Genomic DNA, 23,747 nt, shown 5'->3' with positions numbered 1-23,747 from the left:
GGACAGTCGAGGGGGCGGTCAGCGGCGGCGGGATCCCCCACCGACCCGCAGCCRACCGTCGAGACCGGCCTCCCGCAACAACGCGGCGAACGCCGGCGTGGGTGCCTGGATCTCCAGACATGAGTGCACCCGGCGGAGCAGCAGATCGGCGCGGAGCAGAGCTGCGAGCCCCGGGACGTCGATCGAGCGCAGGCCCGCGACATCCACCRTGACCGTCCCCCCGCCCCGGCCGAGATGCTCGCCGATCTGCTCACGGAACCGGAGCCGCCCGGCCGTGTCGAGTTCCCCGGCGAGTTCGATGAGCACGTCCTCGCCTGTCCGCCGCACGGACATCCGCAAGGCTCCAGCATCCACCCGCATGACTTCCACCCCCCGATGTCGTCACCGCGCGGGGCCACCCCCGATCGATTACGCAGAGTAACATGCCTCGGTTGGCTGGATCCCCGGCGGGCRTCAGCCGGCCCGCAGACGCTTGATCAGAGCATTCGTCGAGCTGTCATGCCCCAGCTCCGGTTCCTGCTCGGACCCGAGTTCCGGAATGATCCGACCGGCCAGCACCTTGCCGAGCTCCACGCCCCACTGGTCGAAACTGTTGATCCCCCAGATGACCCCCTGGGTGAACACCTTGTGCTCGTACAGTGCGATCAGCTGACCGAGGGCGAACGGAGTCAGCTTCTGGGCCARCAGGGTGTTCGAGGGTCGATTACCCGGGAAGGTCCGATGCGCAACGAGGTCCGGCGTGACACCCTCGGCGGCCACCTCCGCGGCTGTCCGGCCGAACGCGAGGGCCTCTGTCTGCGCCAGGAAGTTGGCYAGCAGCAGGGCGTGCTGGTCCACCCCGGCGCCATCCGCCGTGCCCACCCCGGGATGGTTCGGCCGGACGAAGCCGATGAAATCGGCCGGAACGATCGTTGTCCCCTGGTGCAGGAGCTGGTAGTACGCATGCTGTCCGTTCGTGCCGGGAGTCCCCCAGACGATCGGTCCGGTCGGCGTCGACACRGGCCGCCCGGTGAGATCGACCGACTTCCCATTGCTCTCCATGTCCAGCTGCTGGAGATAAGCCGGGAATCGGCCCAGGTAGTGGCTGTAGGGCAGCACCGCGTGCGTCGCTGTACCGAAGAAGTCGCGGTACCACAGGCCGATCAGACCGAGCAGAACCGGAAGGTTCCGCTCGAACGGAGCCGTCCGGAAGTGCGTGTCCATAGCGGCGAAACCGRCAAGGAACTCCCGGAAGTTCGGCGGCCCGATCGCGATCATCAGCGAGAGGCCGATCGCGCAGTCCACCGAGTACCGGCCGCCCAYCCAGTCCCAGAACTCGAACATGTTCACGGTGTCGATACCGAACTCGGCGACCTTCTCGGCATTCGTGGAGACCGCGACGAAGTGCCGGGAAACGGCGTCCTCGCCGAGCAGGCCGGTGAGCCAGGACCGTGCGGCCCGCGCGTTGGAGATCGTTTCCAGGGTGGTGAACGTCTTGGACGAGACGATGAACAGGGTGCTGGCCGGATCGAGATCGGCGGTGGCCTCCCAGATGTCGGTGGGGTCGACGTTGGAGACGAACCGGACTTCGATCGACCGGTCGGCATAGTCGCGCAGGGCGTCGTAGGCCATGGCGGGTCCCAGGTCGGAGCCGCCGATGCCGATGTTGACCACCGTCCGGATCCGCTCACCGGTGGCCCCCAGCCAGTCCCCCGACCGCACCCGGTCGGCGAATTGGGACATCGCGTCGAGCACCCGATGCACGTCGGGGACGACGTCGACGCCATCCACCTCGATCCGGGTTCCGGCCGGGGCGCGCAACGCCACGTGCAACACCGGTCGGTTCTCGGTGACGTTGATTCTCTCGCCCCGGAACATCGCCTCGATCCGGTCCGCCAGCCCGGCGCGCCGGGCCAGCGCGGTCAGCAACTCGACGGTGCGCGCGGTCAGCCGGTTCTTGGAGTAGTCAAGATAGAGTCCGTCCGCTTCGGCGGCGAACGTCTCGCCACGCCGGGGATCGGCGGCGAACAGATCCCGCAGGGACACCTCGGAGATCTCGCGCAGATGCGTGGTGAGCGCCGCCCATTCCTCGGTCGCGGTGATGTCCAGCGGAGCCACCGGGGCAGCGGGCTCGGTTGTCGACATGACGTGGGATGCCCTTCCTCGCAGGTTCAACGTGTGCCGCAGTGCCCATCATCCGCACTGCGGCGGCGGCGGCGCTCGTCAGCCCCGTCGGCATGCCCGTGTCGCCGATCCGGCACGCCGGATCGGCCTGCCGGGGGTAGGGAATGGGGGGTCAGGGCCGTAGGATCACCAGGAATCCGACGAAGGGCGTCATTGCAGGCCAGGATGGTTCTCGGCGCACGGGTGGCGGTACAGCGGATGCCCGGCGTGGTAGCGGACGGATCTGGACCTTGTTGATAGATAAATCTCGGGTGGAGGCGGCGCTTCCCGGTTACTCCGTCGAGGGCGACTTGGGCCGGGGTGGCTACGGGCTCGTGCTGGCCGGCCAGCACCGGCTCATCGGCCGCAAGGTCGCGATCAAGATCCTGCTGGACACCTCCGACGACCCCGATCTGCGTACCCGCTTCCTGTCCGAGGCTCGGGTGCTGGCCGAACTGGATCATCCGCACATCGTGCGTATCCACGACTACGTGGAGCATGAGGGCACCTGCTTGCTCGTCATGGAGCTGCTCTCCGGCGGCACGCTCAAACAGCGGATGAGCTCGGGACCGGTCTCCGCCGAGACCACCTGCTCGATCGGGCTCGCGGCCGCGGCCGCCCTCGCCACGGCGCACGGCCACGGAGTGCTGCACCGGGACATCAAGCCGGACAACATCATGTTCGCCGGCGACGGGCTGCTGAAGGTGACCGACTTCGGCATCGCCAAGATTTTCGACGGAGCGGAGACCACCGCCAGCGCGATCCTGGGAACGCCGCGTTACATGRCTCCCGAGCAGATCATGGGGACGCGTCTCTTCCCGTCCACCGATCTTTACGCCCTCGCGGGTGTGCTCTACGAGATGATCGCCAACCGGCCGCTGTTCGGCCGTCAGATGGCGGTGCAACCGCTGACCCACCACCATCTGAYGATCATGCCGGAACCGCTCACCATGGTTCCGCCACCCGTCTCCGCGGTGATCCTGCGGGCGCTGGCGAAGGATCCGAGCATCCGCTTCGCCGACGCCGCCGACTTCGCCCTGGAACTCGCCCGAGCGAGCAGCCGCGCGTTCGGCCCGACCTGGCTGTCCCGGTCCGACGTCAAGGTGCGGATCGACGACGAGATCCGGGAGGCGGCGCTCGCCACCTCGACCACCCCGCGCCCGCCGGCCGCCGGTCGACCGGGCTTCCCCGGTAGCCCCGGAGCACCCGGTAGTCCGGGCTTCCCCGGTAGCCCCGGAGCACCCGGTAGTCCGGCCGGCCATCCGATGGGGGGATATCCACCACCGGGTGGGCCGGGCTGGGGTGGATTCCCGCCGGGCAACACTCCACCGCCGCGGTCGACCCCAGCGCCGCGGTCGCTCGGCCCCGGTTATGGCGGACCGGATGCCCCAGGCGGACCGGGTGCCCCCGGCGGTCCCGGCGGCCAGACGTACCGGCCCGGTCCGGGGGGACCGGTGCACGGGATGGCGGGGGTACCGCCGGCCGCCACCCGCCAGGCCGGGCACCAGTCGAGTCCGAACGCCCGTAACCGGACGCCGCTCATCATCGGAGCGGTCGCGTTCGTCGTCATCGTCGCCATCACCGTCGGCATCGTGGCAGCGGTGACGAACTCGGGCGGCGGCAGCCGCGGCGGTGACCGCGGCGGCGGCACGGCACGCCTCGCAACCGCCTACCGGGGAACGGCGCTGTCGGTGCAGGGCCTGAGCCCCTACAGCGTCGATGTCGATCCCGACGGCTCGCTACTCGTCTCCAGCCTCGCGACGGACCGCATCCAGAAGATCACCCCCGCCGGGGCGGTCAGCGACCTCGCGGGCACCGGAGCCGGCGGGATCAGCGGCGACGGCGGCCCGGCCACCGCGGCGCAGCTTGACGGGCCCGGATCGACCGCCCGTGACAAGGCCGGCAACATCTACATCGGGGACGCGAAGAACAATCGGATCCGCAAGATCAGCCCAGCCGGGATCATCACCACGATCGCCGGCACCGGTGACGCCGGTTACGGCGGCGACGGCGGCCCGGCCACCGCGGCGAAGATCAACAGTGCGGAAAAGGTGACCACCGGGCCGGACGGCAGCGTCTACCTCTCCGACTACGAAAACCACCGGATCCGCAAGATCAGCCCACAGGGGATCATTACCACGTACGTGGGCACCGGAGTCGCGGGTTACACCGGCGACGGCGGCCCGGCCACCGCAGCGAAGATCAACGGCCCGAACGATCTCCAGATGACCGACGACGGCACCCTCTACTTCGCCGACCTCGCCAGCGACACCATTCAGAAGGTGACCCCGGACGGGATCATCACCACCGTCGCCGGGACCGGTGAGGGGGGCTTCTCGGGTGACGGCGGCCCGGCCACCCGGGCCAGGCTGAACGTGCCGTCGCTCACCGTCGGCCCGGACGGCCGGACGCTCTACCTCGCTGACTACCGCAACCACCGGATCCGCCGGGTCGACCCGAACGGCGTGATCACCACGATCGCCGGCACCGGCGGCGAAGGCTCCGGCGGCGACGGCGGCCCGGCGACCGCGGCCCAGTTCAAGAACCCGAGCTCGGTCGCGGTCGACGGCAGCGGCGCGCTCTACATCGCGGACAACGGCAACGATCGGGTGCGCCGCATCGATCCGAACGGCACCATCACGACCGTCGCCCAACCGGGCTAGGGTGTCGCCGGTGACCTAGGGTGTCGCCGGTGACCTAGGCTGTCGCCGATGGCACGGATGGTCGGACGACTCGTGACGACCATCGTCCACTCCCCGGACTCGTAGCAGCCGTGAGGACTGACCGTGGATTACGAGCCTGACCGACGATCGGTGTTACGGACCGCCGCAGCCGGAGCCGGCGGGCTCGGGCTCGCCGCGCTCGGGCTCGGTGGCGGCCTGATGAGCGCCTGTCAGCAGGAGGACGCCCCCCACCCAATACCGACGGAGATCGACTGGCGCACGCTCGACGAACGACTGACCGGTCCGCTGCTGCGACCGACCGATCCGGACTACGCCGTCGCCAGCATGCTGTTCGACCCGGCTTTCGACGCGGTACGTCCGCAGGCGGTGGTCCGTGCCATGTCCGCGGGGGACGTCACGGCCTGCATCGACTTCGCCCGCTCCACCGGGATACATCTCGTCGCGCGGGCCGGTGGCCACAGCTACGGGGGTTACTCAACGACGACCGGRCTGGTCGTGGACGTGACTGCGATGGCGTCGGTCCGGCCGGGGCCCGACGGCACCGCGCTGATCGGGGCCGGAGCGCTGCTGATCGACGTCTACTCCGCACTCGCCGAGAACGGGCTGGCGCTGCCAGCCGGATCATGCCCGACCGTCGGCATCGCCGGGCTCGCCCTCGGCGGCGGCATCGGAGTGTTGAGCCGGCGCTACGGTCTGACCTGCGATCGGATGGTCTCCGCCGAGGTCGTGCTGGCCTCCGGGGAGACCGTGCGCACCGACGCCGACACCGAGCCGGACCTCTTCTGGTCGCTACGCGGTGCGGGCGGGGGCAACGTCGGCATCGTGACGTCGTTCACCTTCGCCACCCATCGGGCGACACCGTTGGCGCTGTTCACCTACCGCTGGCCCTGGGACGTGGCGGCGGACGTGCTCACCGCGTGGCAGGGCTGGATCGCCGACAGCGGCGGCGCGCCGGAGGACCTGTGGTCGACCTGCGTCGTGACCTCGATGCCGACGACCGGGGCCACCGGCAGCCCAGCCCTGCGGGTGAGCGGCGTGCTCGCGGGCGGCGCCGACGACACGCGGATCACGTGGCTGCGGGATCGACTCGCCGACCTCGTCGCCGCCGTCGGCCGGAGGCCCTCGAGCACCTTCGTCGCCCAGCGTGGCCATCTCGAGACGATGTTGCTTGAGGCGGGCTGCGCGGGCAAAAGCGTCGACGCGTGCCACCTGCGCGACCGGACGCCCGGAGGCACCCTGCCACGGGTGGCCCAACGGGCTGCCTCGGCATTCCTCACCGAACCGATGCCTGCCGGCGGGATCGAGACGATGCTCGCCGCGCTCGAGCGACGCCAGCGCACACCCGGGGCCGGTCCGGGTGGCGTGATCCTGGATTCCTGGGGCGGCGCGATCAACCGGGTCGGCCCGGGTGACACGGCGTTCGTGCACCGCAACACGCTCGCCAGCGCCCAGTTCGTCGCCGGCTACTCCGTCGACGCATCCCCTGCGGACAAGGAGGCTAACCAGAGCTGGTTGCGATCCACGGTGGCGGCGACGGCGCCGTTCATGTCGTCGTCGGCGTACCAGAACTACATCGACCCGGACCTCACCACCTGGGCCGATGCGTACTACGGGGCGAACCTTCCGCGGTTGCGCCAAGTCAAGCGCGCCTACGACCCGGACAACCTGTTTCGCTTCGCGCAGAGCATCGCGCCGTCCTGACGGTCCTGAGCGGCTCCGGCGGGAGCTTCCCCGGCCGGGCCCCGGCCATTGCCCCGGACAGCCACCCCGCGCCGGGAATCGAAGTCAACCGACCCGGGGTGGCATGCACTATTAGATCCGTTCACCCATCCGTTGCCTACTGCCCACCTATGGTCAGATCCCTGTCCATCCGCTGTCCCCCGGCCCCGCCACCGCGCAGTTCACTCATCGCTCCGGCGATTCATCTTGCGGTGACTACTCAAGGTGAGTACACACATGCTGTCGGTAACGCACCGACGTTGGTGTCCGTCTGGCCGTGTCGACTGGGTTTTCTGTGAGGTCCTCGATGAAAAAAATCTTCTGGCCGTATGGCGTCGGGCTGTTCGCCCTGTTCTTCGCGGTGACAGCACCGGGTAACGCCGCCGATGTGGTGCACAGCGCCGTCGGTGCGCTCGGTGGCGTGGCCGACGGGCTGTCCACCTTCGTGTCCCAGGYGGCTACCTGAGCGGAGCAACRGCACACCCGGAGTGTCCGGAGCAGGAAATCCGGATCAGGAACGCTGCCTGGCCAGCGGCCTGGTCACGGCCACGGTCCCACTCCAGTCCGAGATGTCGGATTCGACGACCCCCCACCGCGCTCCCTTGGCCGCGATGACCCGGCCGTCGCCGATGTACATCCCGACATGACCCGGCGCCTCGGCGGTGCCGTCGGTGCCCGGGGTGAACAGTAGGTCCCCCGGCTGCGGATCGACGCCCGCGACCTGCGGGCCGAACCGCAGCTGGTCGGTCGTCACGCGGGGGAGCTCGATGCCGATGCGGCGATACGCCTCCCGGACCAGCGACGAGCAGTCCCAGGCGTCGGGACCGGTCGCACCCCAGACGTAGGGCTTGCCGATCTGCGACCGCATGAAGGCGACCATCGGGGCGACCGAACCAGCGGGGATGTCGACGCCGAGCTCCAAGGCGTCACCGTACACCTGCGCCTGCGCGAGGATCGTGCGGACGTAGTTACGCGTCTCGGTGTACGGCGGAATGCCGGCGAAGGCGAGCACCGCGCCCGCTCCCGCGTTGTACGCGGCCAGCATCTTCTCCTGGGCCGCGCCGGACACGGAGGCGACCGAGGCCGCCACCGCGCAGTCGTACCGGGCCGCCGCGGGGATCGCGTCGGCCGGGTTCCACACGTCGCCCTGCCCGTGGGACGCCCACGTCCCGGGCATGAACTGGGCGATCCCCATCGCGCCCACGGGTGACCGGGCCCGCGGGTTGAAACCCGACTCCTGATGTAACTGGGCGGCCAGCAGGGCGGGAGTCACCTCGGCGCACCCGGCCGCGTTCGCCGCATCAATGATCGTCTGCAGGTACTCGGCCGGGATGCCGTCGGAGTTCCTGATGGTCCGGTTACCCCCGCCCTGATCCTGGATGAAGGGACCGGTGATGATCAGAATGAGGACGGCGACCAGCATGACGATGCCGCCGACGGCGAGGGCCATGCCCGCCCCCGTCCAGACCAGCCAGCGGGAACGCTTACGGGTGAAGCCGCGGGCCATCACGCCTCACCGGCCCGGTGCGTCACCGGCGACGCTCGACAGATCCGCACCGGCGACCCGCCACGTCCCGTCGGTCTGGCGCAGGAGGGTGAGCGCGGGGGTGGACAGCGTCACCACCGGGGCGGCGCCGCCCGCCGCCGTCTCGCGGCGCACGTTCAGCTGAAGCACCACCCGACCGGTGGCCGTCGTGTCGATCCCGCCCAGGGGCGTGGTCGCCAGCACGGTCACCCGCGAGTGGGTGCCCGCGGCGCGCACCTCCTGCCACGCCTGACCGTCCCCACCGGCAGCGGTTCCGGACCCCCCGGCGCCCGCGCCCCCGGCGCCCAGGCTGGCCGCGAAGTCCTCGGTGAGGCAGTCGCGGGCCCGCTCGACACCGGCTGCCGGGCCGGGGTCCGTCCGGGCGTCGAAGGACTGCCAGCGTGTGAAGCAGTCGGCGGCTACCGCCGACGGGTCCTTCCGGTCCACCTCGCCGGTTGGTGGCGCGGACGCGGTGGCCAGCGGCGGACCCGGCGCCTGACTCGCCCCGGGCGGTGGCCCCGTGGTGGCGGACGGGGCGGGAGACGGACCGGCAGTACTACCCGACACGCCGCATCCGGCCACGGTGACCACGGTGAGCAGCAGCCCGACGGCCAGCCAGGGGCGGGGCTTCACCGCGGCCGGCCGGAGCGAGGCGGCACCGGGGTGAGAGCGCTCATTCCCGACCGTCCAGCCAGTCCCGCACCCGCCCCCGACGCACCCGCCACTGGTGACCGACCTTGCGAGCCGGGATGGCCCGTTCCGAAAGCAGCTTGAGGACGGTGCTCTCCGACAACCGCAACCAGGCGACCAGTTCGTCAACGGTGAGCACTTCGTCGTCGTCGGAGGGTCGGGACGRCACGCCACCGGCCGACGTCGGCGCGAGCGGAGGGGGCGCGAGCGGAGGCGCCGCGGCGGCGGGCGCCGGTGTGCCGCGGGATGCGACGGTCGGTGACATGCCGGTCGAGCGGGCCGAGGCCGTGCGGACCCGGCCGGATGCCGCCGGAGCAGACCGGGCCGGGGCCGAGCCGACCGGGGATTTCGCGGGCGTCACCCCCTGCGGTGCGCCGGAGCGCTGGGATGGCCGAGGCGTCGCCATCGAGAAGCCGTCCTGCGCCACCGACGCTCCTTTCCCATCTGCCGCACGCACGGTGCCGTGTCGTCCAGGCCGCCCCCAGCCCGCCACGTCGCGGATCACAGCCAACCGTCCGCCAAACCGTCCGCCGGTTCGTCCCCTCAATCCGGACGGCACATCTCCGGTTCCGGAAGGTACACCGACCCACCCATGATGGGTAGCTTCGACCAGAGCTTGTCATACTCGAATGACTCGTGTTACATCGATCCGACCGCAGCCGAGCGCAGATAACAGTAAGTAACCTTAACTGGCACTAGCTAACCTTAGAAGGCCGGGAGGTCGACGGCGCGTGAGCGATGTGCCACAGGCACCGTACGGTGAGGAAGGCGACGCGCGGCCCGTTTCGCTCATTGGTGCCCGCATCCCCTCGTCGGTCTCCCYTCCCGACGGTCCGCCCATCCGGAACGATCAGTACATACGAGACGATCAGTACATACGAAACGATCAGTACGTACGGGACGAAGCAGCAGGCACCGAAGACGTAGAGTCACCTCCCCATTCACGATCCGGGCGCCGACGGCATCGACGGCGGGGCGGGACGGGCTCGCCGCAGCCACTCGACGAAGCGTGGCAGAGCGAGGCATTCCACCTCGATGATGCGACATCGGCGGCCCGTTCGGGTGCGGACCGTACAAACACGTCCGACGACACACCGCCATCGGTGCCGGGCGCCAGGACCGAGGCACCCGGCGCCGGGCCGGGCCGGGCGACCACGGGCGCGGACACCAGCTCCCGGCGCACCCGCGGCGCCGCTGCCCGGCGCGCCGGCCGCCCGTCGGCGATTCCGCCCCGTAACCAGGCTGATCCCTCCCGCCGTCCAACCCGGCCGGCAGATCCCCGCGGTTCGACCCCGATCCCCCCGGGCGCGGTGGAATCCTCGCGGAAGGCGGACACCGCCTCGGGTGGCAGCGCGCCGGGTGGCAGCGCGTCAGGCCGAGGCGTCAGCCCGGCCGCGAGTCCTGGTGCCGGTGGCGACCCAACTGCGGTACCACCACACCCGAACGGGCCATTGCCTGCCCCGAACGGGCCACGCGTCCGGCCGCCGCGCGCCTCCGCGCCCCGCCATCCGCAGCCTCCGCGGCCGACACCGGCCGCGCCGACGGATGCGGCGCCGATCAGCGGCCCGACCGATCCGCCGACGGCAACCGTTCCATCCGCCGCGGCCAGCCGGCCAGCCGCGGCCGGCCCGATCGAGGTAACCGGCCCCGGGGATGCGCAGGCCCCTCCCACGGACGATCCGGTCCCCTCCGAATCGTCCGTCCCGGGCCACGTCTGCGCGGTGCCGGTCACACCGCCGGTCGCCCGCTACACGCCGGCCGCGCCAGCCGCGCCGGCCGCGCCAGCCGCGGACACGAAGCAGCCGACGGCTCCAGTGCTCCCCCCCGCGCAACCGCAGCCGGATCCGGCGTCTCGATCCACCCCCGAGGCCGCGGCGGCAGGCGGCCAGACCGTCTCGCGTCGCCGGCCGTCGTCGGACGGTCGGCTGTGGCCGTGGCAGGAGCCGTGGGCCGGCGTGCGCGATCTCGAGCCATGGGAAGAGATCCCGGTACGGCTCTCTCTGCGCGACCGGGCCCGTATCCCGTTGCCCGGTTCGTGGCGGATCGCGGTGACCTCGCTGTTCCCCTACTCCGGGACCACCACCCTTGCCGGGGTCGTCGGGCTGACCCTCGCCGGGGTGCGGGCGCAGCCGGTCCTCGCGGTCGATCTCTGGCCGGGGGAGTCTCCCGGGGGGGCGCCATCGTCGCCTGTGGGCGCCGGCACCGAGGACGAGGACGAACCACGCGGTGATCCGCTCGCGATCCGGGTCGGCGCGGCCGGAACGACGACGGTCGCCGACGTCGCCCGCCGGCAAGCCTCCGACAGTACGGTGACCGATCTACCTCTGATGATCAGCGGTCGTCCCGCAGGCAGCACCAGGGACCTCGACGTGCTTCCCGTGCGACGCGGTGTTGGCGGAGGATCCGACCGGCACGGCGGCGGCGGTTCCGGCGACGAGGCGGCCGCCGTCGTCCCCGCGGACGACACCGTCGCCCCGACCGGACTGCGGTCCGTGCTCGGCCTGCTCGCGCATTCCTATCCGCTGGTGCTGGTCGACGCGCCGGCCAAGGCACCGCTGACGCCTGCGGCGCTCCAGGCCGCGGACCTCATCATCCTCGTCACACTCGCGACCGCCGCCGATCTGGAGGCGACACTCACCGGACTGCGTACGTTGCGGGACGCGGCGGGTGGTGGCTCAGCCAGACACGGCGGGCCGATGATCGTGGCAGCCATGATTGCGCCGCGCCGGGGCCGTCCCTCGCCCCGGACCCGCGCGGCGGCGGCCCGGCTCGGGCGCCAGGTCGACACGCTGATCCGAATCCCGTACGACGCCCGGCTCGACCCCAGCAGGCATACTCCGGTGCGGATTCCTCGACTACGCCGACGTACTCGCCGCGCCTACCTCCAGCTGGCCGCGGCCGCCGTGGAAGCCCTGTTCACTCTCGCGAAAGCCGAGGTCACGGCTGCTGCGGGCGCTGTCGATCAGCCGGGGGCTGCGGCCGGCGGCGCCGTGGAAGCGGTCACCACCCGTGCAGATTCTGGCGCTTCCGGCGGCCCACGAGCGACTACCGAGGATCACCCTGCGGCGCAGGGCGTATCATTTGGCGACCTACGGTCACCAACGGCACCCACAAGGATCGCCGGACCGGATCGGCCGGGCGGCCCCCCGCCTGTGGGAAAGGAACCGAGATGATCCTGGACGCCGCCGCCGTCAAGGCGACCGTTGTCCTCGCTGAGGTACAGGTCAAACCGGATGACTCCAAGGCGCCTGGCATCAATGCTCTGAAAGACCTGGTCAACGGCCTGGCGGCCTATGCGGTGATCGCTGCGGTCGCCGCTGTGCTACTGGGCGGTATCGCATGGGCACTCGGCGAACGGATGGGCCTCGAACGCGCGTCGATGGTCGGCAAGAGCGGTGTGATCGCAGGCTTCGGTCTCGCATTCCTCGTCGGTGCCGCGGCAGCCTTCGTCAACTTCTTCCTTGCCACCGGTGCAACGGCCACCGCACCCGACCCTAACCCGGCTGGCCAGCGTCAACCCGCCGTAGAGCTCACCGTTGCCGTTGACCCCGGCGTGGTCCATGACCCATCGTCAACGCTCTTCTGACCTGTTCCCCGGATACCAGCGGGCGGACATTGCGATGATGACCGTGCCGTCTTGTGAGGGGAGTGGGCGTTGGTAAGCCTTGTGGAGTGGGCGGCCAGACGCCTGATCATCATCATCGTGACCACTGGCACGGTGAGTGTGATCGGCGGATTGGTCATCGGCCGTTACGTGGTCCCAGACAATGGTTCGAAYGGCCCGGATACCGCGTCCGTCGCGCCGCAGACCTCTCCGAGCGCTACCCCGCCCGGAGTGACGCCGACGCTGGTCCCCTCGCCGAAACCGTCCAGCCAACCGGCCAACACCGCCGCCCCCACCTCAGTCCCCGGTGTCCCCACCCGGATCAACGAGTTCGGTATCCCGGTCGGCTACCCCCACACCGAAGCCGGCGCCGTCAGCGCCTGCGCCAACTACGATGCTATTACTGGAAATCTCCGAAATCGTGAACCTTCCCGCATAAGAAGCATGTTCAATTCGATTTCCGCGACACCCGAATCGGCGAAGCGGCTTTCCGAAATGAYCATTTCGAATGACATGGAAAGCGCAAAAGCATACGGCGCTTCATCCATTCAATCTCCCAACTTCACTCTAATTGGACGCATCGCCGGATATGCGGTTCGCTCCTACGATGAGAATAAGGCCGATGTCACCCTCTGGGGAGCCGTCGCATTCGGCATCTACGGAAATCAAAACCCGAATCTCGCCCCACGGCAGGGTTGGGGAACCGACTATTGTCAGGTCGTATGGAGTTCGGGAGACTGGAAACTTAAAGACGAAAAAGACGGCCCTTCAGAACCCGCCATCACCGAACGCGCAGCTGAAAATTTCAAAGAATTTCTATTGGTCGGAGCTGGAACGTGACCGAAGATAAGGAAGTTCTGGCTGTATCGCTTAGTTCACTCAACCCGCTCAACCCCATCAAGGATGCGATAGCGGGGAGTGCGGATGCGTACTTCAACTCGACAGGCAAGGCCTTCTGCGGCATGGCGGCGGACCTGTCCAGCTCCGTATTCAGCTTCGCGGCGCAGAAGACGACCATCAACCTGAATGCCGACTACGTCGTCCAGAACTACAACATCGCGTTTGGGGTGGCGGTCCTGATCGTCACCGGCCTGTTCATCTGCGCCTGCATCATGGGCGCCGTGCGCGGTGATCCTCACATCTTCGCACGCGCGCTCGCCTCCACCGGCACCGCGATCCTCGGCTCGTTCGTCGCACTCACCCTGCYACAGATGGTGCTCACCGCCTCGGATGGGATCGCCGACGCCTTCGGTGACGGGAAGCCACTCGGCTCGGCCCTGGTAACCCAACTGCGGGCCCTACCGGAGCAGGGGAACTTCGCACTCGACATCGTGCTGTCGCTGCTGGTGGCGTTGTTCTCGTTTGCGCTCTTCGTGGTGCTGTACATCCGCAAGGTCGCGATCATCGTGATGGCGGTGTTCATCCCGGTGTATCTGGCCGGGCAGCCGACGATGTCCACGAGCGCCTGGATCAAGCGGGCGACCGAGATCCTCTTGGCGCTGATTTTCGCGAAGCCGGTTATTTACGCGATTTTCACACTCGGTGCCGGTGTGGCAAGCGACTCGAGCGGCTCCACAGTCGATCAGACACTGACGATCCTCGGCGGGGCCGTGGTGATGATTGCGGCGGTGTTCGCTCCCTTCGTCCTGCTGCATCTGATGGGATTCGCCGACATCCACCTGATGCGCGCCGTCGGTTCGGCAGGTCGGCGCAGTGCGGCGTCGTTCGGCCAAGGGGCGGGTGCGTTGCTGGGATCGACGTCGCGGGAGACTTTCCGCGGAATCGGCGCACGGCTGCAGACCCGCAACCGCGGCATGCTCGGCGACGCCGGTGGCGTCGGTGGCGTCGGCAGCGAGCCCGCGCTGCCCCGGCCAGCCGGGCTACGGACCGGTCGTGGCAGCGGCCTCGGCGCTCCGGCGGGCACGTCATCCCGGACGGGTGCCGCCACGGCCGCGGTGCGCGGCTCGACGGCCGGCCGGCCCCGGGCCGGCGGTGGCAGTACCCGGCAACCGGCAAGAGCCGCCACCCCCACCAGGGCGACGGTCACGGTCGGCAGCAATTCCAGGCCGGTCGGCGCCACGAGGACGATGCGCCCGGGTTCCGTCACGGGCGGGGCACGCGGGACCGGTCAGGCCACGAGGCGGGTACCCGTGCCCCCGCCGGCGTCCCGGCCTCCGAAGATGACGGCGGCGGTGCCGCCGTCCCGCACCGGCGGCACGTGAGTAGTTGAGTGGCGAGGTAGCGAGGTAGCGAGGTAGTCGATGATCGCGGAACGCAGTTACCGCTTCGGACCGCTGGAACGCGGCGGAGTCATGCTGGGCATGCGCTGGCCGCAGCTCGGCCTGATGATCGGCGTGATGCTGTGTGTGCTCGGGGCACTTCGCTCTCCGCTCCTGTTCATCCCACTCTGGGTACBGGTGGGAGTAACGCTCCTGTTTGTTGCGTTCGTCCGGGTGGAGGATCGTAATCTCGACCAGTGGGTGCCGATCCTCTTCGGCTTCACGATGCAGAAGGTGACGGGCGAAACGGTGTTCCGTGGCGCGTTCTTCCGGCTGGGCGCCGGGGAGGACCAGCTCAGCCGAACGGTCCTCCCGGGGCCGCTGTCGTCGCTGGTGATGTTGTCCGTACCGGTCGGCGGCGGCCGGTACGTGGCGGTGGTAAAGGATGCCAAGCAGCAGACCTACACCGCCGTCCTGCAGGTGCAGGGTAGCCAGTTCGCCCTGCTGGAGTCCGGTGACCAGCAGGCCAGGGTGGACGCCTGGGGGGAACTGCTGGCCGGACTGACCGCCGGGGGCGGCAAACTGTCGCGCATCCAGTGGTTGGAACGCACGTTGCCCGACTCCGGCGACCAGCTTCAGCGGCACTGGCGGGTCCGCGGGCATCACGACGACTCCTGGGCCGCCGACGCTTACCAACAGGTCATCGACGCGGCGGGTCCGGTGGCGCAGCGACACGAGACCTACCTCTCGTTCCAGCTTCGGACCAGGGACGCCCGGCGCGCGATCCAGCGGGCCGGGGGCGGTGACCAGGCGGCCTGCGCCGTCCTGCTCGGCGAACTGCGCACGATGGAGGCGGCTCTCGCCCGTGCGTCCATCAACACGGTCGGATGGCTGCCGCCACGGGCGCTCGCCGCGGTCATCCGCACCACCTACGATCCGTACTCGATCGAGATGATTGACGCGCGGGGTGGTGCGAGTACGGACCTCGCCGGGGGCCTGAAGGGGTTGGCGTCCGGCATCGACCCGGCGGTCGCCGGCCCGGTCCGGGCCGTCACCGCCTGGGACCACTACCGCACCGACTCTGGCTTCCACACGACGTACTGGATCAATGGCTGGCCGCGTGTGCCCTCCCCCGCCGCGTTCCTCGCTCCGCTGCTGATGGAGACGACCTGTCGGCGGAYGGTTTCACTGATGGTCGAGCCGCTGCCCGGCCGGAAGGCGGAGAAGGCGGTGAACCGACGGCGGATGGCGCACCTCGGTGAACAGCAGATGCGGGACAAGGTCGGGAAGGTCACCACCCAGCGCGACGTGGCCGAGGCCGACGAGGTCGAACGCCGCGAGCAGGAGCTGATCGCCGGATTCGGCGCCTTCCGCTTCCACGGCTTCGTCACGGTCTCCGCCGACGACCTCGACGGGCTCGCCGACGCCTGCGGTGAGGCCGAAACGCTGGCCTCACGCAGCCGGTTGGAGATGGTGCGTCTCGTCGGCGAGCAGGATCAGGGCTTCAGCGTCGGAGCGCTACCGTTGGCGGTGGGGGTTTCGTGAGCTCAGCACACGACGACGCCTCGGCGCGCGGGTACCCGGTCCCGACCGGCTACCCGACCGGCGGCTATCCGGGTAACAACTATCCGGGTAACAGCAACACGAGCCATGGCCAGCCAGGCAATGGCCAGCTGAGTAACGGCTATGCGGGCAACGGCTATGCGGGCAACGGCTATGCGGGCAACGGCCATGCGGTGGGCGGTTACGTGCCGGCCGGCTATCCAGCCGGTGAAGCCGTGGCCGGTCACCCCGAGCGCGCCGACAGCAGCCCCGGCGGCCCCGACGACGAGGGCCCCGACGGCGACTTCGGCGACGGCGACTTCGACGACAGCGACTTCGACGACAGCGACTTCGACGACCCGCCCAGCTACGACGAGACCGGTTACGACCCCGACGGCTACGAGGCGGCGGACTACGAGGCCACCTCCCACGACCCGGGACGCGATGCCGAGGGCTATGTGGACCTCGGCGGCGGTCCGCGGCGGCGGCGCGAGGGACGCCTATCCGCGGAGCCCCCCCGGCGCAGCCGGCGCGCGGAACGGGCCGCGGCGGCCACCGAGAAGGCTGCGATGCGCCGGGCCCAGATAGCCCTGCGCCGGGGCGCACAGCCGCCACGGCTGTTCGGGCCGTTCGGCGGGCGAACGTTCCACAAGCTGCGGCTTCCCGCGCACATGGAGACGACGGCGCAGATCGCCGGCATCTACCCGTTCGTCGTCGACTCCGGCCTGGCCGCGCCCGGCATGTACATCGGTCGGCACGTCTGGTCCGGGAACTCGTTCGACTTCGACGTCTTCGAGCTGTACCGCCAGCAGGTCATCGAGAATCCGAACTTCGCCGTGTTCGGCGCGGTCGGCTCCCGCAAGTCGGCGCTGCTGAAGACGCTGATCTCGCGAGGGGCGGCGTTCGGCTACCAGGCCGCCGTACCCTGTGACCCGAAGGGCGAGTACACGCGGCTGGCTCGGCGCCTCGGCTGTGAGCCCACCTACATCGGGCCCGGCATGGCCACCCGGCTGAACCCGCTCGACGCCCCACCCCGTCCGATGGGCATCGCCGACGAGGACTGGGCCCGTGAGGTGAAGCGGGCTCGTTCGGCGCTGCTGTCGTCCCTGATCGAGACGGCGAAGGGGGTGCCGCTCACCCCGGCCGAGCACACCGCGGTCGACCTGGCTCTCGACGTCGTGACCCGGCAGATCACCGGGGCGTCCCCGGACCGGTGGGCAACCCCGATCCTGCCGCACGTGCTGGAGGCGATGACGGATCCAACCGAGGAGGACTGTGTCAACCTCCCGATGACCGCGACCGAGCTGCGCGACGCCTCCCGGGATGCCACGCTGACCCTGCGCCGGCTCACACACGGCGCGCTGGGCGGTCTGTTCGACGGGCCGACCACCTCTCCCCTGGACTTCGACCGTCCGATCGCCGTGCTGAACCTGGAGYGGGTCCAGGGCAGCGATGAGATGATCGCCCTGATCATGACCTGCGCGCAGGCGTGGATGGAAGCGGCACTCATGCGCCAGGACGGCGTGCAGCGCTACGTCGTCTACGACGAGTGCTGGCGGCTGATGCGGTTCGCCGGCCTCGTCCGCCGGCTGTCCGCCCARCAGAAGCTCGCCCGACAGTGGGGATGCGCGAACGCGATCGTCGCCCACCGCATCTCCGACCTGCTGTCCGCCTCGCCGGACTCGGTGGAGATCGCCAAAGGCCTGCTCGCCGAAACCRCGATCCGGATCCTCTACAAGCAGGCGTCCGATCAGATCGCCGACACGCAGGCCGCGCTCGGGCTCACCGACGTCGCCGCCGACCTGCTCCCCAGGCTCGACCCGGGCTACGCCCTGTGGCTGATCGGCGCCCGCGCCTTCTACGTCGAGCACGTCGTCGGCGACCTGGAGATCCCCGTGGTGCTCAACGGCTCGAAGATGCACGGCGAGGTCGACGACACTAACCTGACCCCCGACGATCTGGATCCGGCCGAGCTGGACCCGCCGGATCTCGGTCCCGGCCGGCTGCGCCGGATGGCCGACGAACTCCTCGGCGACCGGGAGCTCGCCGGCCGGGAGCTCGCCGGCGGCCCGGCCGTCCCACGGGCCGCCGACCTCACGGGCGGGTTCGGTTACCCGCCTGTGGAGCCCAGTCCCAGCTCCACCGGCTGACGATCCCCGGGGATCTCGCCGCGCCGGCAGGGCGGCCCCGTCAGCGTTGGAAGGTCACCCGCAGCACGGCCCGGGCGAGAGTGTGGAAGGTGAGGTTGAAGCCGACGACGGCCGGTGAGACCTCGTCGTTGATCTCTAGTTTCGGCACGTCGACCGCGTGGACGGTGAAGATGTACCGGTGCGGTACGTCGCCCTGCGGCGGCGCGGCCCCGCCATACGCCTTGGAGCCCCAGTCGCTGCGCACGTGATACGCGCCGGCGGGCAGGCCGGTGAAGTCGCCGCTGCCCGCGCCGCGGGGAAGTTCGGTCGCCGCCGCGGGGATGTCCACCAGGACCCAGTGCCAGAATCCGCTGCCGGTGGGCGCGTCCGGGTCGTAGCAGGTGACGACGAAGCTCCTGGTCTCGGCGGGCTGACCGGACCAGGCCAGCTGTGGGGAGATGTCGGCGCCCCCGGCGCTGGTGTGCACCTGATCGGACGGAACGACTCCACCGTCGACGAGGTCCGTACTGGTCACGGTGAACAGCGGTTTGGCGGGCAGCACGTCGAACGGGTCGGGGGGTGTACCGCGGTCGAGCAGGGACATCTACCATTCCTTCCGTTACGCCATTCGATGACATTCCCGAGACGGAACCGTCGCTTGCCGGCTCTACGCTTCTCCGCGATGAAACCTCATCCCGAAGGTGCGCCGGGCCGTCGGCATGCGGTTCCAGACAACCTGGTGAKGTCCCGGTGAGACTGGTCACCGCCATCCTGCGTCCACATCGCATCGATGACGTACGCACCGCCCTTGAGACCTTCGGTATTCAGGGTATGACGGTCAGCCAGGTGACCGGATTCGGCATCGAACTGTGGCGTACCCAGACGTATCGCGGGCAGACCTTCCACGATGAGTCGGTGAGCGCCGTGCGGGTCGAGTGCGTCGTCGCGGACTGCGACGTCGAGGACGTCATCGAGGTGATCCGGAGATCGGGCGGATCGGCGGCCAGCGGAGCCGGCAAGATCTGGGTCCTTCCCGTCGACGCCATCGCCCGCGTCCGCACGGGGGAACGCGGGCCGGACGCCTTGTGAGTCCGGACGCCTTGTGAGTCCGGACGCGACCGGCTGCGGTCACCCGGCTGCGGTGACGGTGACCAGCAGACTGCACCGACCGTGACCAGCTCGATTGCCGCGATCGCTCGATGGTCCCCAAGGCCACGGCACCACCCATCAATAGTGAGACGATCGTCATACAAACGATGCTTTCGGTGTGCGACCAGCGACTGTTCCCACCTTTGGGTGACGAGGAGAGGCGACAATGACCCGTTGACCCGATACGGTTGACGGGTCCCGGCGGGCGTCTCGCCGACTCCCCCCGTATCGGTGCGGAGCCCGCCGGGACCTGTCCTCGCGACTTGGCCCGCATCGCAGGTAACCGTTCGCGCGGCCGCGATGACCATCGGGGTATCCCGATCGGCCTCGGTCTTCTCGATCGGCCTCGGTCTTCTCGATCAGCCTCGGTCTTCTCGATCAGCCTCGGTCAGTCCCGGCGTCTGACGTTGATGGGCGACCGAGTGACGCCCGCCGCCGCGGCGTGGCCGTACCGCGAAGGTCTCAGCCTCGTCGGCGACCGGGGCACTCCCGCCGAATCCAGCGGAGCCCTCCCGCACGGCACCGTTCCCGGMCCGCTTCCTACGGCGGGCCCGGAGAAATTCGAAAGCAATGGGAAGCACCGAGACGACGACAATCAGAATCAACATCGGCTCAATGTTGTTCCGTACAAAGTCTATCTTGYCGAGGTAGAAACCCAGAACCGTGATGCCGCAACCCCAGACCACCCCGCCCACGATGTTGTAGGTGATGAAGAGGCGGTAGTTCATCCGGCTCACGCCGGCGATAACCGGAGTGAAGGTGCGGACCACGGGAACAAACCGCGCCAGGATGATGGACCGCGGCCCGTACTTCTCGAAGAACTCGTGTGCCTGCTCGACGTACTCCTGTTTGAACAGCCGCGAGTCGGGGCGTCGGAACAACGCCGGACCGACTCTTCGACCAATTAGGTAGCCGACMTGGTCGCCAGTCACCGCGGCGAGCCCGATCAGGACAGCCGCCACCGGCAGCGGGGTGGAAAGCTCGTCGCGGGCGATCAGCATACCCACGGTGAACAGCACGGAGTCACCCGGGAGGAAGAACCCGACCAGTAGGCCGGACTCCGCGAAGACGATCAGCAGAACGACAGCCAGGCCCGCTTTGGCCAAGCTGTCCGCGCTGAGGACGCCAGGGCCGAGAGCGAGGGTGTTCGACGCGAATGCATTCACTATCGCGGGCCTCCGACAGGCTTTGACGACGGGTTGGACACGTCCGTGAGACCGCGGCAACCGTCGAGGGACCGCCACCGCACCCGCCCGAGGACACCGTAAGGGTATCGAGCGCTCTCCCGTCTCCCACCGGGCACCCGCAAGAGTGGCTCCCCGGCGTCCCGGGCGCGTCCCGGCAGGTTGCGGCATGCCCGGGTGCGCCCGGTACGTCCCTCATAGGTTCCCCACCATAGGTGCCCGATCATGAGTTTCCGATCATGAGTTCCCAAATTGTCCAGTGCAGCGATCCGCCGCCAGTCAAGATCTGGCCGGCCCAGGTGGACCGCCGACGTCGATGGCCGGATGTGCCTCATTAGGCTTAATTCGTGCGTTATCGGCGGCCAAGCCAGGATCAGCGGCCTGTTGTCCCGAGTGATCCGAGTGATCCGAGTGATCCGCCGGCCTGGCCGGATGCGTTAACGCCACGGACCCCGCGCTCCCGGCCGATGCGGTCAGCGCGGTCAGCGCGGTCAGCGCGGTCAGGGAGACCGACGCGACCGGCTGCGGGGGCCACCCCTGTCGGGGCGCACCGATGCCCTTCCCACCCGGTCCGTACCMCGCTGCTCATGGTCCTGCTTCTGCTCGGGCTCCTGCTCGGACTGCTGCCCCTTGCGGCCTGCGGAAAGCGGGATGGCAACGACGGATCATCCCCCGCAATCAGTGCCGGCGGACCCGATGAGCGAGGTGCATCGTTACCACCGGGAACCCGCGGGGAAATTCTGTCCAGTCAGGTGGTCGCGCCGGCCCCGACCGGCATCCGGGCGTGGCGGGTGATGTACCGATCCCACGCGACGTCGGGCGTCGACATTCCGGTGTCCGGGATAATCCTGGCCCCGGAGGAGAACGTTCCGGTTCCGCCGGGCGGCCGAAGAATCGTCGCGTTCGGGCATGGCACCACGGGCCTCAAGGATGCCTGTGCACCGTCGGCGGCACGACCCGCGCTGATCGCCGCCGCCTCGACTTTTCCGCTCGTCCGGGCCGGTTATGTCGTGGCCCTCACAGATTATCCGGGGCTGGGGAGTCCCGGCGAACACGCGATCTATGTTGCCGAGCCGGAGGGCAGGGCCGTGCTTGACGCGGCGCGCGCCGCCGCCGCCCTCAAGGCGACCGGTGCCGGTCGCGACGTCGTCCTCTGGGGCTATTCGCAGGGCGGCCAGGCGGTGTTGGCCGCCGGAGCGATTGCCGCCGCCTACGCACCCGAGCTACGGATCCGGGGAGTCGTCRCAACCGCCCCCCTGGCCGACCTGCCGGCGTCCCTCGCCACCTTGCAGCACAATGCCGACGGGGTCGCCTATGTCCTGCTGGCGATGATCGGGCTGTCCGTCGAGGACCGGACGATCAACCTGGACCGGGTACTCACCCCGACCGGCCGGCGACTGCTGTCGATCGCCCGCGACCGCTGCGCCACCGACCTCATCAGGGCAAGCATCGGTACGTCCGTCAGCACCGCCTTTACCGTCAATCCACTGGATCATCAGCCATTCGCAGCCGGATTCGCCCGGCAGCGAGAGGTGGCCCTGCGGAAGATGGCTCCGACCCTCGTTCTCCAGGGCGACCTCGACCTGGTGATCCGACGCCCGGTGACCGACAGCGTGGTCACCGGGCTGTGCCGGAAGGGCACGACCGTGGACTACCGGCGTTACCCCGACGCGGACCACGGCACCGTCCTCGGCGCATCGATGGCCGAGCTCACCGCCTGGGTCGCGCAGCGCTTCGCCCCGCACCCGCCGCCGGTCACCGACATCTGCGAGATGCGCGCAGCTCGGTTCGGATAACCCGTCCCCGGCTAAACGGGCCCGTCCCCGGCTCACGGCAGGGCCCGGCTCACGACAGGGCCTGTGGACAACCGTGCGCCCGAGCACACCCTGCCCATCTATGGGGACCGTCAGGTGGCTGATCCGGTAGCYGATCGGGTAGCTGATGTGGAAAACGTCGCCGCCCGCTGCCCATGGCGACACACCCACCCTGTGGATAAGTCCGCGGGCGCGGTGCAGAGCCCCCTCGGGTCGCACTGCCCCGAGGCGATAAGCGATGAATCCGCTCACCAGCACCCACGACGGTGACCGACGAAACCGCCGTCGTTCTCCCACCCCGGGCTGTGTGGAGCACCGTCGACCGACCGTCCCTCGACCTTCCACTGACCGTCCCCACCGTGCCCATCAACGGCGAAGGGRCAATCCGRCCACCAGCACCAGGYCAGGTGACCGGCAGAACCGTCAACCATCGTCCGGAGACGGGCAGCGTGGGCACGGGCGGCCAAAGCCGATGGACCCTGCCCGAGCTGGTTGATCGTCAGCTCATATCGCTCTTGCCCGGGTGGGGCATCGTCACCTGAGCACGGCCCCGTACCGCCTGGGGATCCCGTACCGCCTGGAGATATCGCCCGCACGCTGCCCATGGGAGGGCAGCCATCGGAGGGCAGCGTGCGGGACCGGTGGAACCCRCGGAATCCGCCGACGCCGTGCTCGGCCAACTCGGCGACTGCGGCGGAGATCACGCGAGTGTCGATCGTCGTATCCCGGGGCCGTCCCCGTCGCGGTCGGTCGAGCTCACCGGTCTTCTCCTCCGCCGTCCGCTCAGGCTAGGCGGGAATCGAAGGTGTGGGCCKCGAAGTTTTTAGGGCACCAGTTTGGTTGCATAAATGTCACAGGCTCTCCGGAGCTTCGGCAACACCTGATGCACGGAGGCAACCATGGCGAACACGATCTACTCCGCCACCTCGACCGCCTGGGGTGGACGCGACGGACGGGTGGTGTCCAGCGACAACCGGGTCGACCTCCAGCTCTCCGCCCCGAAGGGCCTCGGTGGTGACGACGGACCGGGCACGAACCCGGAACAGTTGTTCGCCACCGGTTACGCGGCGTGCTTCCATGGCGCRCTCAAGGCCATCGCGCGCGAGAAGAAGATCGATATCAAGGACTCGGCGGTCTCCGTGACCGTCGGGCTGATCAGGAACGACAACGGCAGCCTGGGGCTGAGTACGCGGATCGAGGCACAGATCCCCGGCATCGAGCGGGCGAGCRCCCAGGAGATTCTGGAGGCCGCGCACGCCCTGTGCCCATACTCCGTGGCCACCCGGGGCAACATCCCCTCCGAGGTGGTCCTCGTCGAGAGCGACTGACCCGGCTCCCCTGCTCAC

19 protein-coding genes are annotated in these 23,747 nt (G+C 69.4%); 12 read left to right on the top strand and 7 right to left on the bottom strand.

Going from position 1 to position 23,747, the window contains the following annotated elements; translation table 11 throughout:
- Positions 1-18: 18 nt before the first annotated feature.
- The gene (locus tag CcI156_RS12210) at positions 19-360 is read right to left on the bottom strand and encodes an STAS domain-containing protein (RefSeq protein ID WP_076805763.1); all 342 of its coding nucleotides are present in this window, start codon (positions 358-360) and stop codon (positions 19-21) included.
- A gap of 93 nt (positions 361-453) precedes the next feature.
- A complete protein-coding gene (gene pgi, locus CcI156_RS12205; RefSeq protein WP_076805756.1) occupies positions 454-2,124 on the bottom strand; it encodes a glucose-6-phosphate isomerase in 1,671 nt (556 codons plus the stop codon).
- A gap of 269 nt (positions 2,125-2,393) precedes the next feature.
- On the opposite strand from pgi, the gene CcI156_RS12200 reads away from it, so the two are divergent.
- The 3 genes from CcI156_RS12200 to CcI156_RS25625 all read left to right on the top strand — a co-directional run bounded on the left by CcI156_RS12200 (position 2,394) and on the right by CcI156_RS25625 (position 7,011).
- Positions 2,394-4,805 (top strand): protein kinase, encoded by a 2,412-nt coding sequence (locus CcI156_RS12200; RefSeq protein ID WP_076805754.1) that lies wholly within the window; start codon positions 2,394-2,396, stop codon positions 4,803-4,805.
- 123 nt (positions 4,806-4,928) lie between these two features.
- Positions 4,929-6,527 (top strand): FAD-binding oxidoreductase, encoded by a 1,599-nt coding sequence (locus CcI156_RS12195; RefSeq protein ID WP_011434519.1) that lies wholly within the window; start codon positions 4,929-4,931, stop codon positions 6,525-6,527.
- A gap of 325 nt (positions 6,528-6,852) precedes the next feature.
- Positions 6,853-7,011, top strand: coding sequence for a hypothetical protein (locus tag CcI156_RS25625; protein WP_175637578.1), 159 nt, complete (start codon positions 6,853-6,855; stop codon positions 7,009-7,011).
- 45 nt (positions 7,012-7,056) lie between these two features.
- On the opposite strand, the gene CcI156_RS12190 is transcribed toward CcI156_RS25625, so the two are convergent.
- From CcI156_RS12190 to CcI156_RS26855, 3 genes are read right to left on the bottom strand one after another with little or no spacing between them, the layout of a single operon-like run.
- Complete coding sequence (locus CcI156_RS12190; RefSeq protein ID WP_011434517.1) at positions 7,057-8,052, bottom strand: NlpC/P60 family protein; 996 nt, start codon at positions 8,050-8,052, stop codon at positions 7,057-7,059.
- A gap of 6 nt (positions 8,053-8,058) precedes the next feature.
- The gene (locus CcI156_RS12185; protein WP_023840588.1) at positions 8,059-8,703 is read right to left on the bottom strand and encodes a hypothetical protein; all 645 of its coding nucleotides are present in this window, start codon (positions 8,701-8,703) and stop codon (positions 8,059-8,061) included.
- A gap of 40 nt (positions 8,704-8,743) precedes the next feature.
- A complete protein-coding gene (locus CcI156_RS26855; protein ID WP_254847390.1) occupies positions 8,744-9,187 on the bottom strand; it encodes a helix-turn-helix domain-containing protein in 444 nt (147 codons plus the stop codon).
- A 1,528-nt stretch (positions 9,188-10,715) separates the two neighbouring features.
- Between CcI156_RS26855 and CcI156_RS12175 the strand changes: the two genes are divergently transcribed.
- The 6 genes from CcI156_RS12175 to CcI156_RS12150 all read left to right on the top strand — a co-directional run bounded on the left by CcI156_RS12175 (position 10,716) and on the right by CcI156_RS12150 (position 18,275).
- The gene (locus tag CcI156_RS12175; RefSeq protein WP_023840585.1) at positions 10,716-11,933 is read left to right on the top strand and encodes a hypothetical protein; all 1,218 of its coding nucleotides are present in this window, start codon (positions 10,716-10,718) and stop codon (positions 11,931-11,933) included.
- The gene (locus tag CcI156_RS12170) at positions 11,930-12,346 is read left to right on the top strand and encodes a DUF6112 family protein (RefSeq protein WP_011434514.1); all 417 of its coding nucleotides are present in this window, start codon (positions 11,930-11,932) and stop codon (positions 12,344-12,346) included. The genes CcI156_RS12175 and CcI156_RS12170 overlap by 4 nt, the downstream gene beginning before the upstream one ends.
- 69 nt (positions 12,347-12,415) lie before the next feature.
- Positions 12,416-13,204 (top strand): hypothetical protein, encoded by a 789-nt coding sequence (locus tag CcI156_RS12165; RefSeq protein ID WP_076805752.1) that lies wholly within the window; start codon positions 12,416-12,418, stop codon positions 13,202-13,204.
- Complete coding sequence (locus tag CcI156_RS12160) at positions 13,201-14,586, top strand: hypothetical protein (RefSeq protein WP_076805750.1); 1,386 nt, start codon at positions 13,201-13,203, stop codon at positions 14,584-14,586. The genes CcI156_RS12165 and CcI156_RS12160 overlap by 4 nt, the downstream gene beginning before the upstream one ends.
- A gap of 39 nt (positions 14,587-14,625) precedes the next feature.
- Positions 14,626-16,128 carry an SCO6880 family protein gene (locus tag CcI156_RS12155; RefSeq protein ID WP_076805748.1) on the top strand — a complete coding sequence of 501 codons (1,503 nt, stop codon included), beginning with the start codon at positions 14,626-14,628 and terminating at the stop codon, positions 16,126-16,128.
- Positions 16,125-18,275, top strand: coding sequence for a conjugal transfer protein TraC (locus tag CcI156_RS12150; protein WP_076805745.1), 2,151 nt, complete (start codon positions 16,125-16,127; stop codon positions 18,273-18,275). Before CcI156_RS12155 ends, CcI156_RS12150 begins: the two co-directional genes overlap by 4 nt.
- Positions 18,276-18,315: 40 nt before the next feature.
- Here the strand turns inward: CcI156_RS12150 and CcI156_RS12145 are convergent, their stop codons facing one another.
- Positions 18,316-18,858, bottom strand: a complete 543-nt coding sequence (locus CcI156_RS12145; protein WP_011434509.1) for a YbhB/YbcL family Raf kinase inhibitor-like protein — start codon at positions 18,856-18,858, stop codon at positions 18,316-18,318.
- A gap of 146 nt (positions 18,859-19,004) precedes the next feature.
- Between CcI156_RS12145 and CcI156_RS12140 the strand changes: the two genes are divergently transcribed.
- Entirely contained in the window at positions 19,005-19,343 is a 339-nt protein-coding gene (locus CcI156_RS12140) for a P-II family nitrogen regulator (RefSeq protein WP_011434508.1), read from the top strand.
- 419 nt (positions 19,344-19,762) lie between these two features.
- Here the strand turns inward: CcI156_RS12140 and CcI156_RS12135 are convergent, their stop codons facing one another.
- Complete coding sequence (locus CcI156_RS12135; RefSeq protein WP_076805743.1) at positions 19,763-20,569, bottom strand: DedA family protein; 807 nt, start codon at positions 20,567-20,569, stop codon at positions 19,763-19,765.
- 605 nt (positions 20,570-21,174) lie between these two features.
- On the opposite strand from CcI156_RS12135, the gene CcI156_RS12130 reads away from it, so the two are divergent.
- Positions 21,175-22,383 (top strand): lipase family protein, encoded by a 1,209-nt coding sequence (locus tag CcI156_RS12130; protein WP_254847389.1) that lies wholly within the window; start codon positions 21,175-21,177, stop codon positions 22,381-22,383.
- Positions 22,384-23,300: 917 nt separating this feature from the next.
- Positions 23,301-23,729, top strand: coding sequence for an organic hydroperoxide resistance protein (locus CcI156_RS12120; RefSeq protein ID WP_076805739.1), 429 nt, complete (start codon positions 23,301-23,303; stop codon positions 23,727-23,729).
- Positions 23,730-23,747 lie beyond the last annotated feature (18 nt).

The sequence above is a fragment of the Frankia sp. CcI156 genome, from assembly GCF_001983015.1.
Lineage (GTDB): Bacteria > Actinomycetota > Actinomycetes > Frankiales > Frankiaceae > Frankia > Frankia casuarinae.
This window is presented reverse-complemented; position numbering and strand designations above follow the sequence as displayed.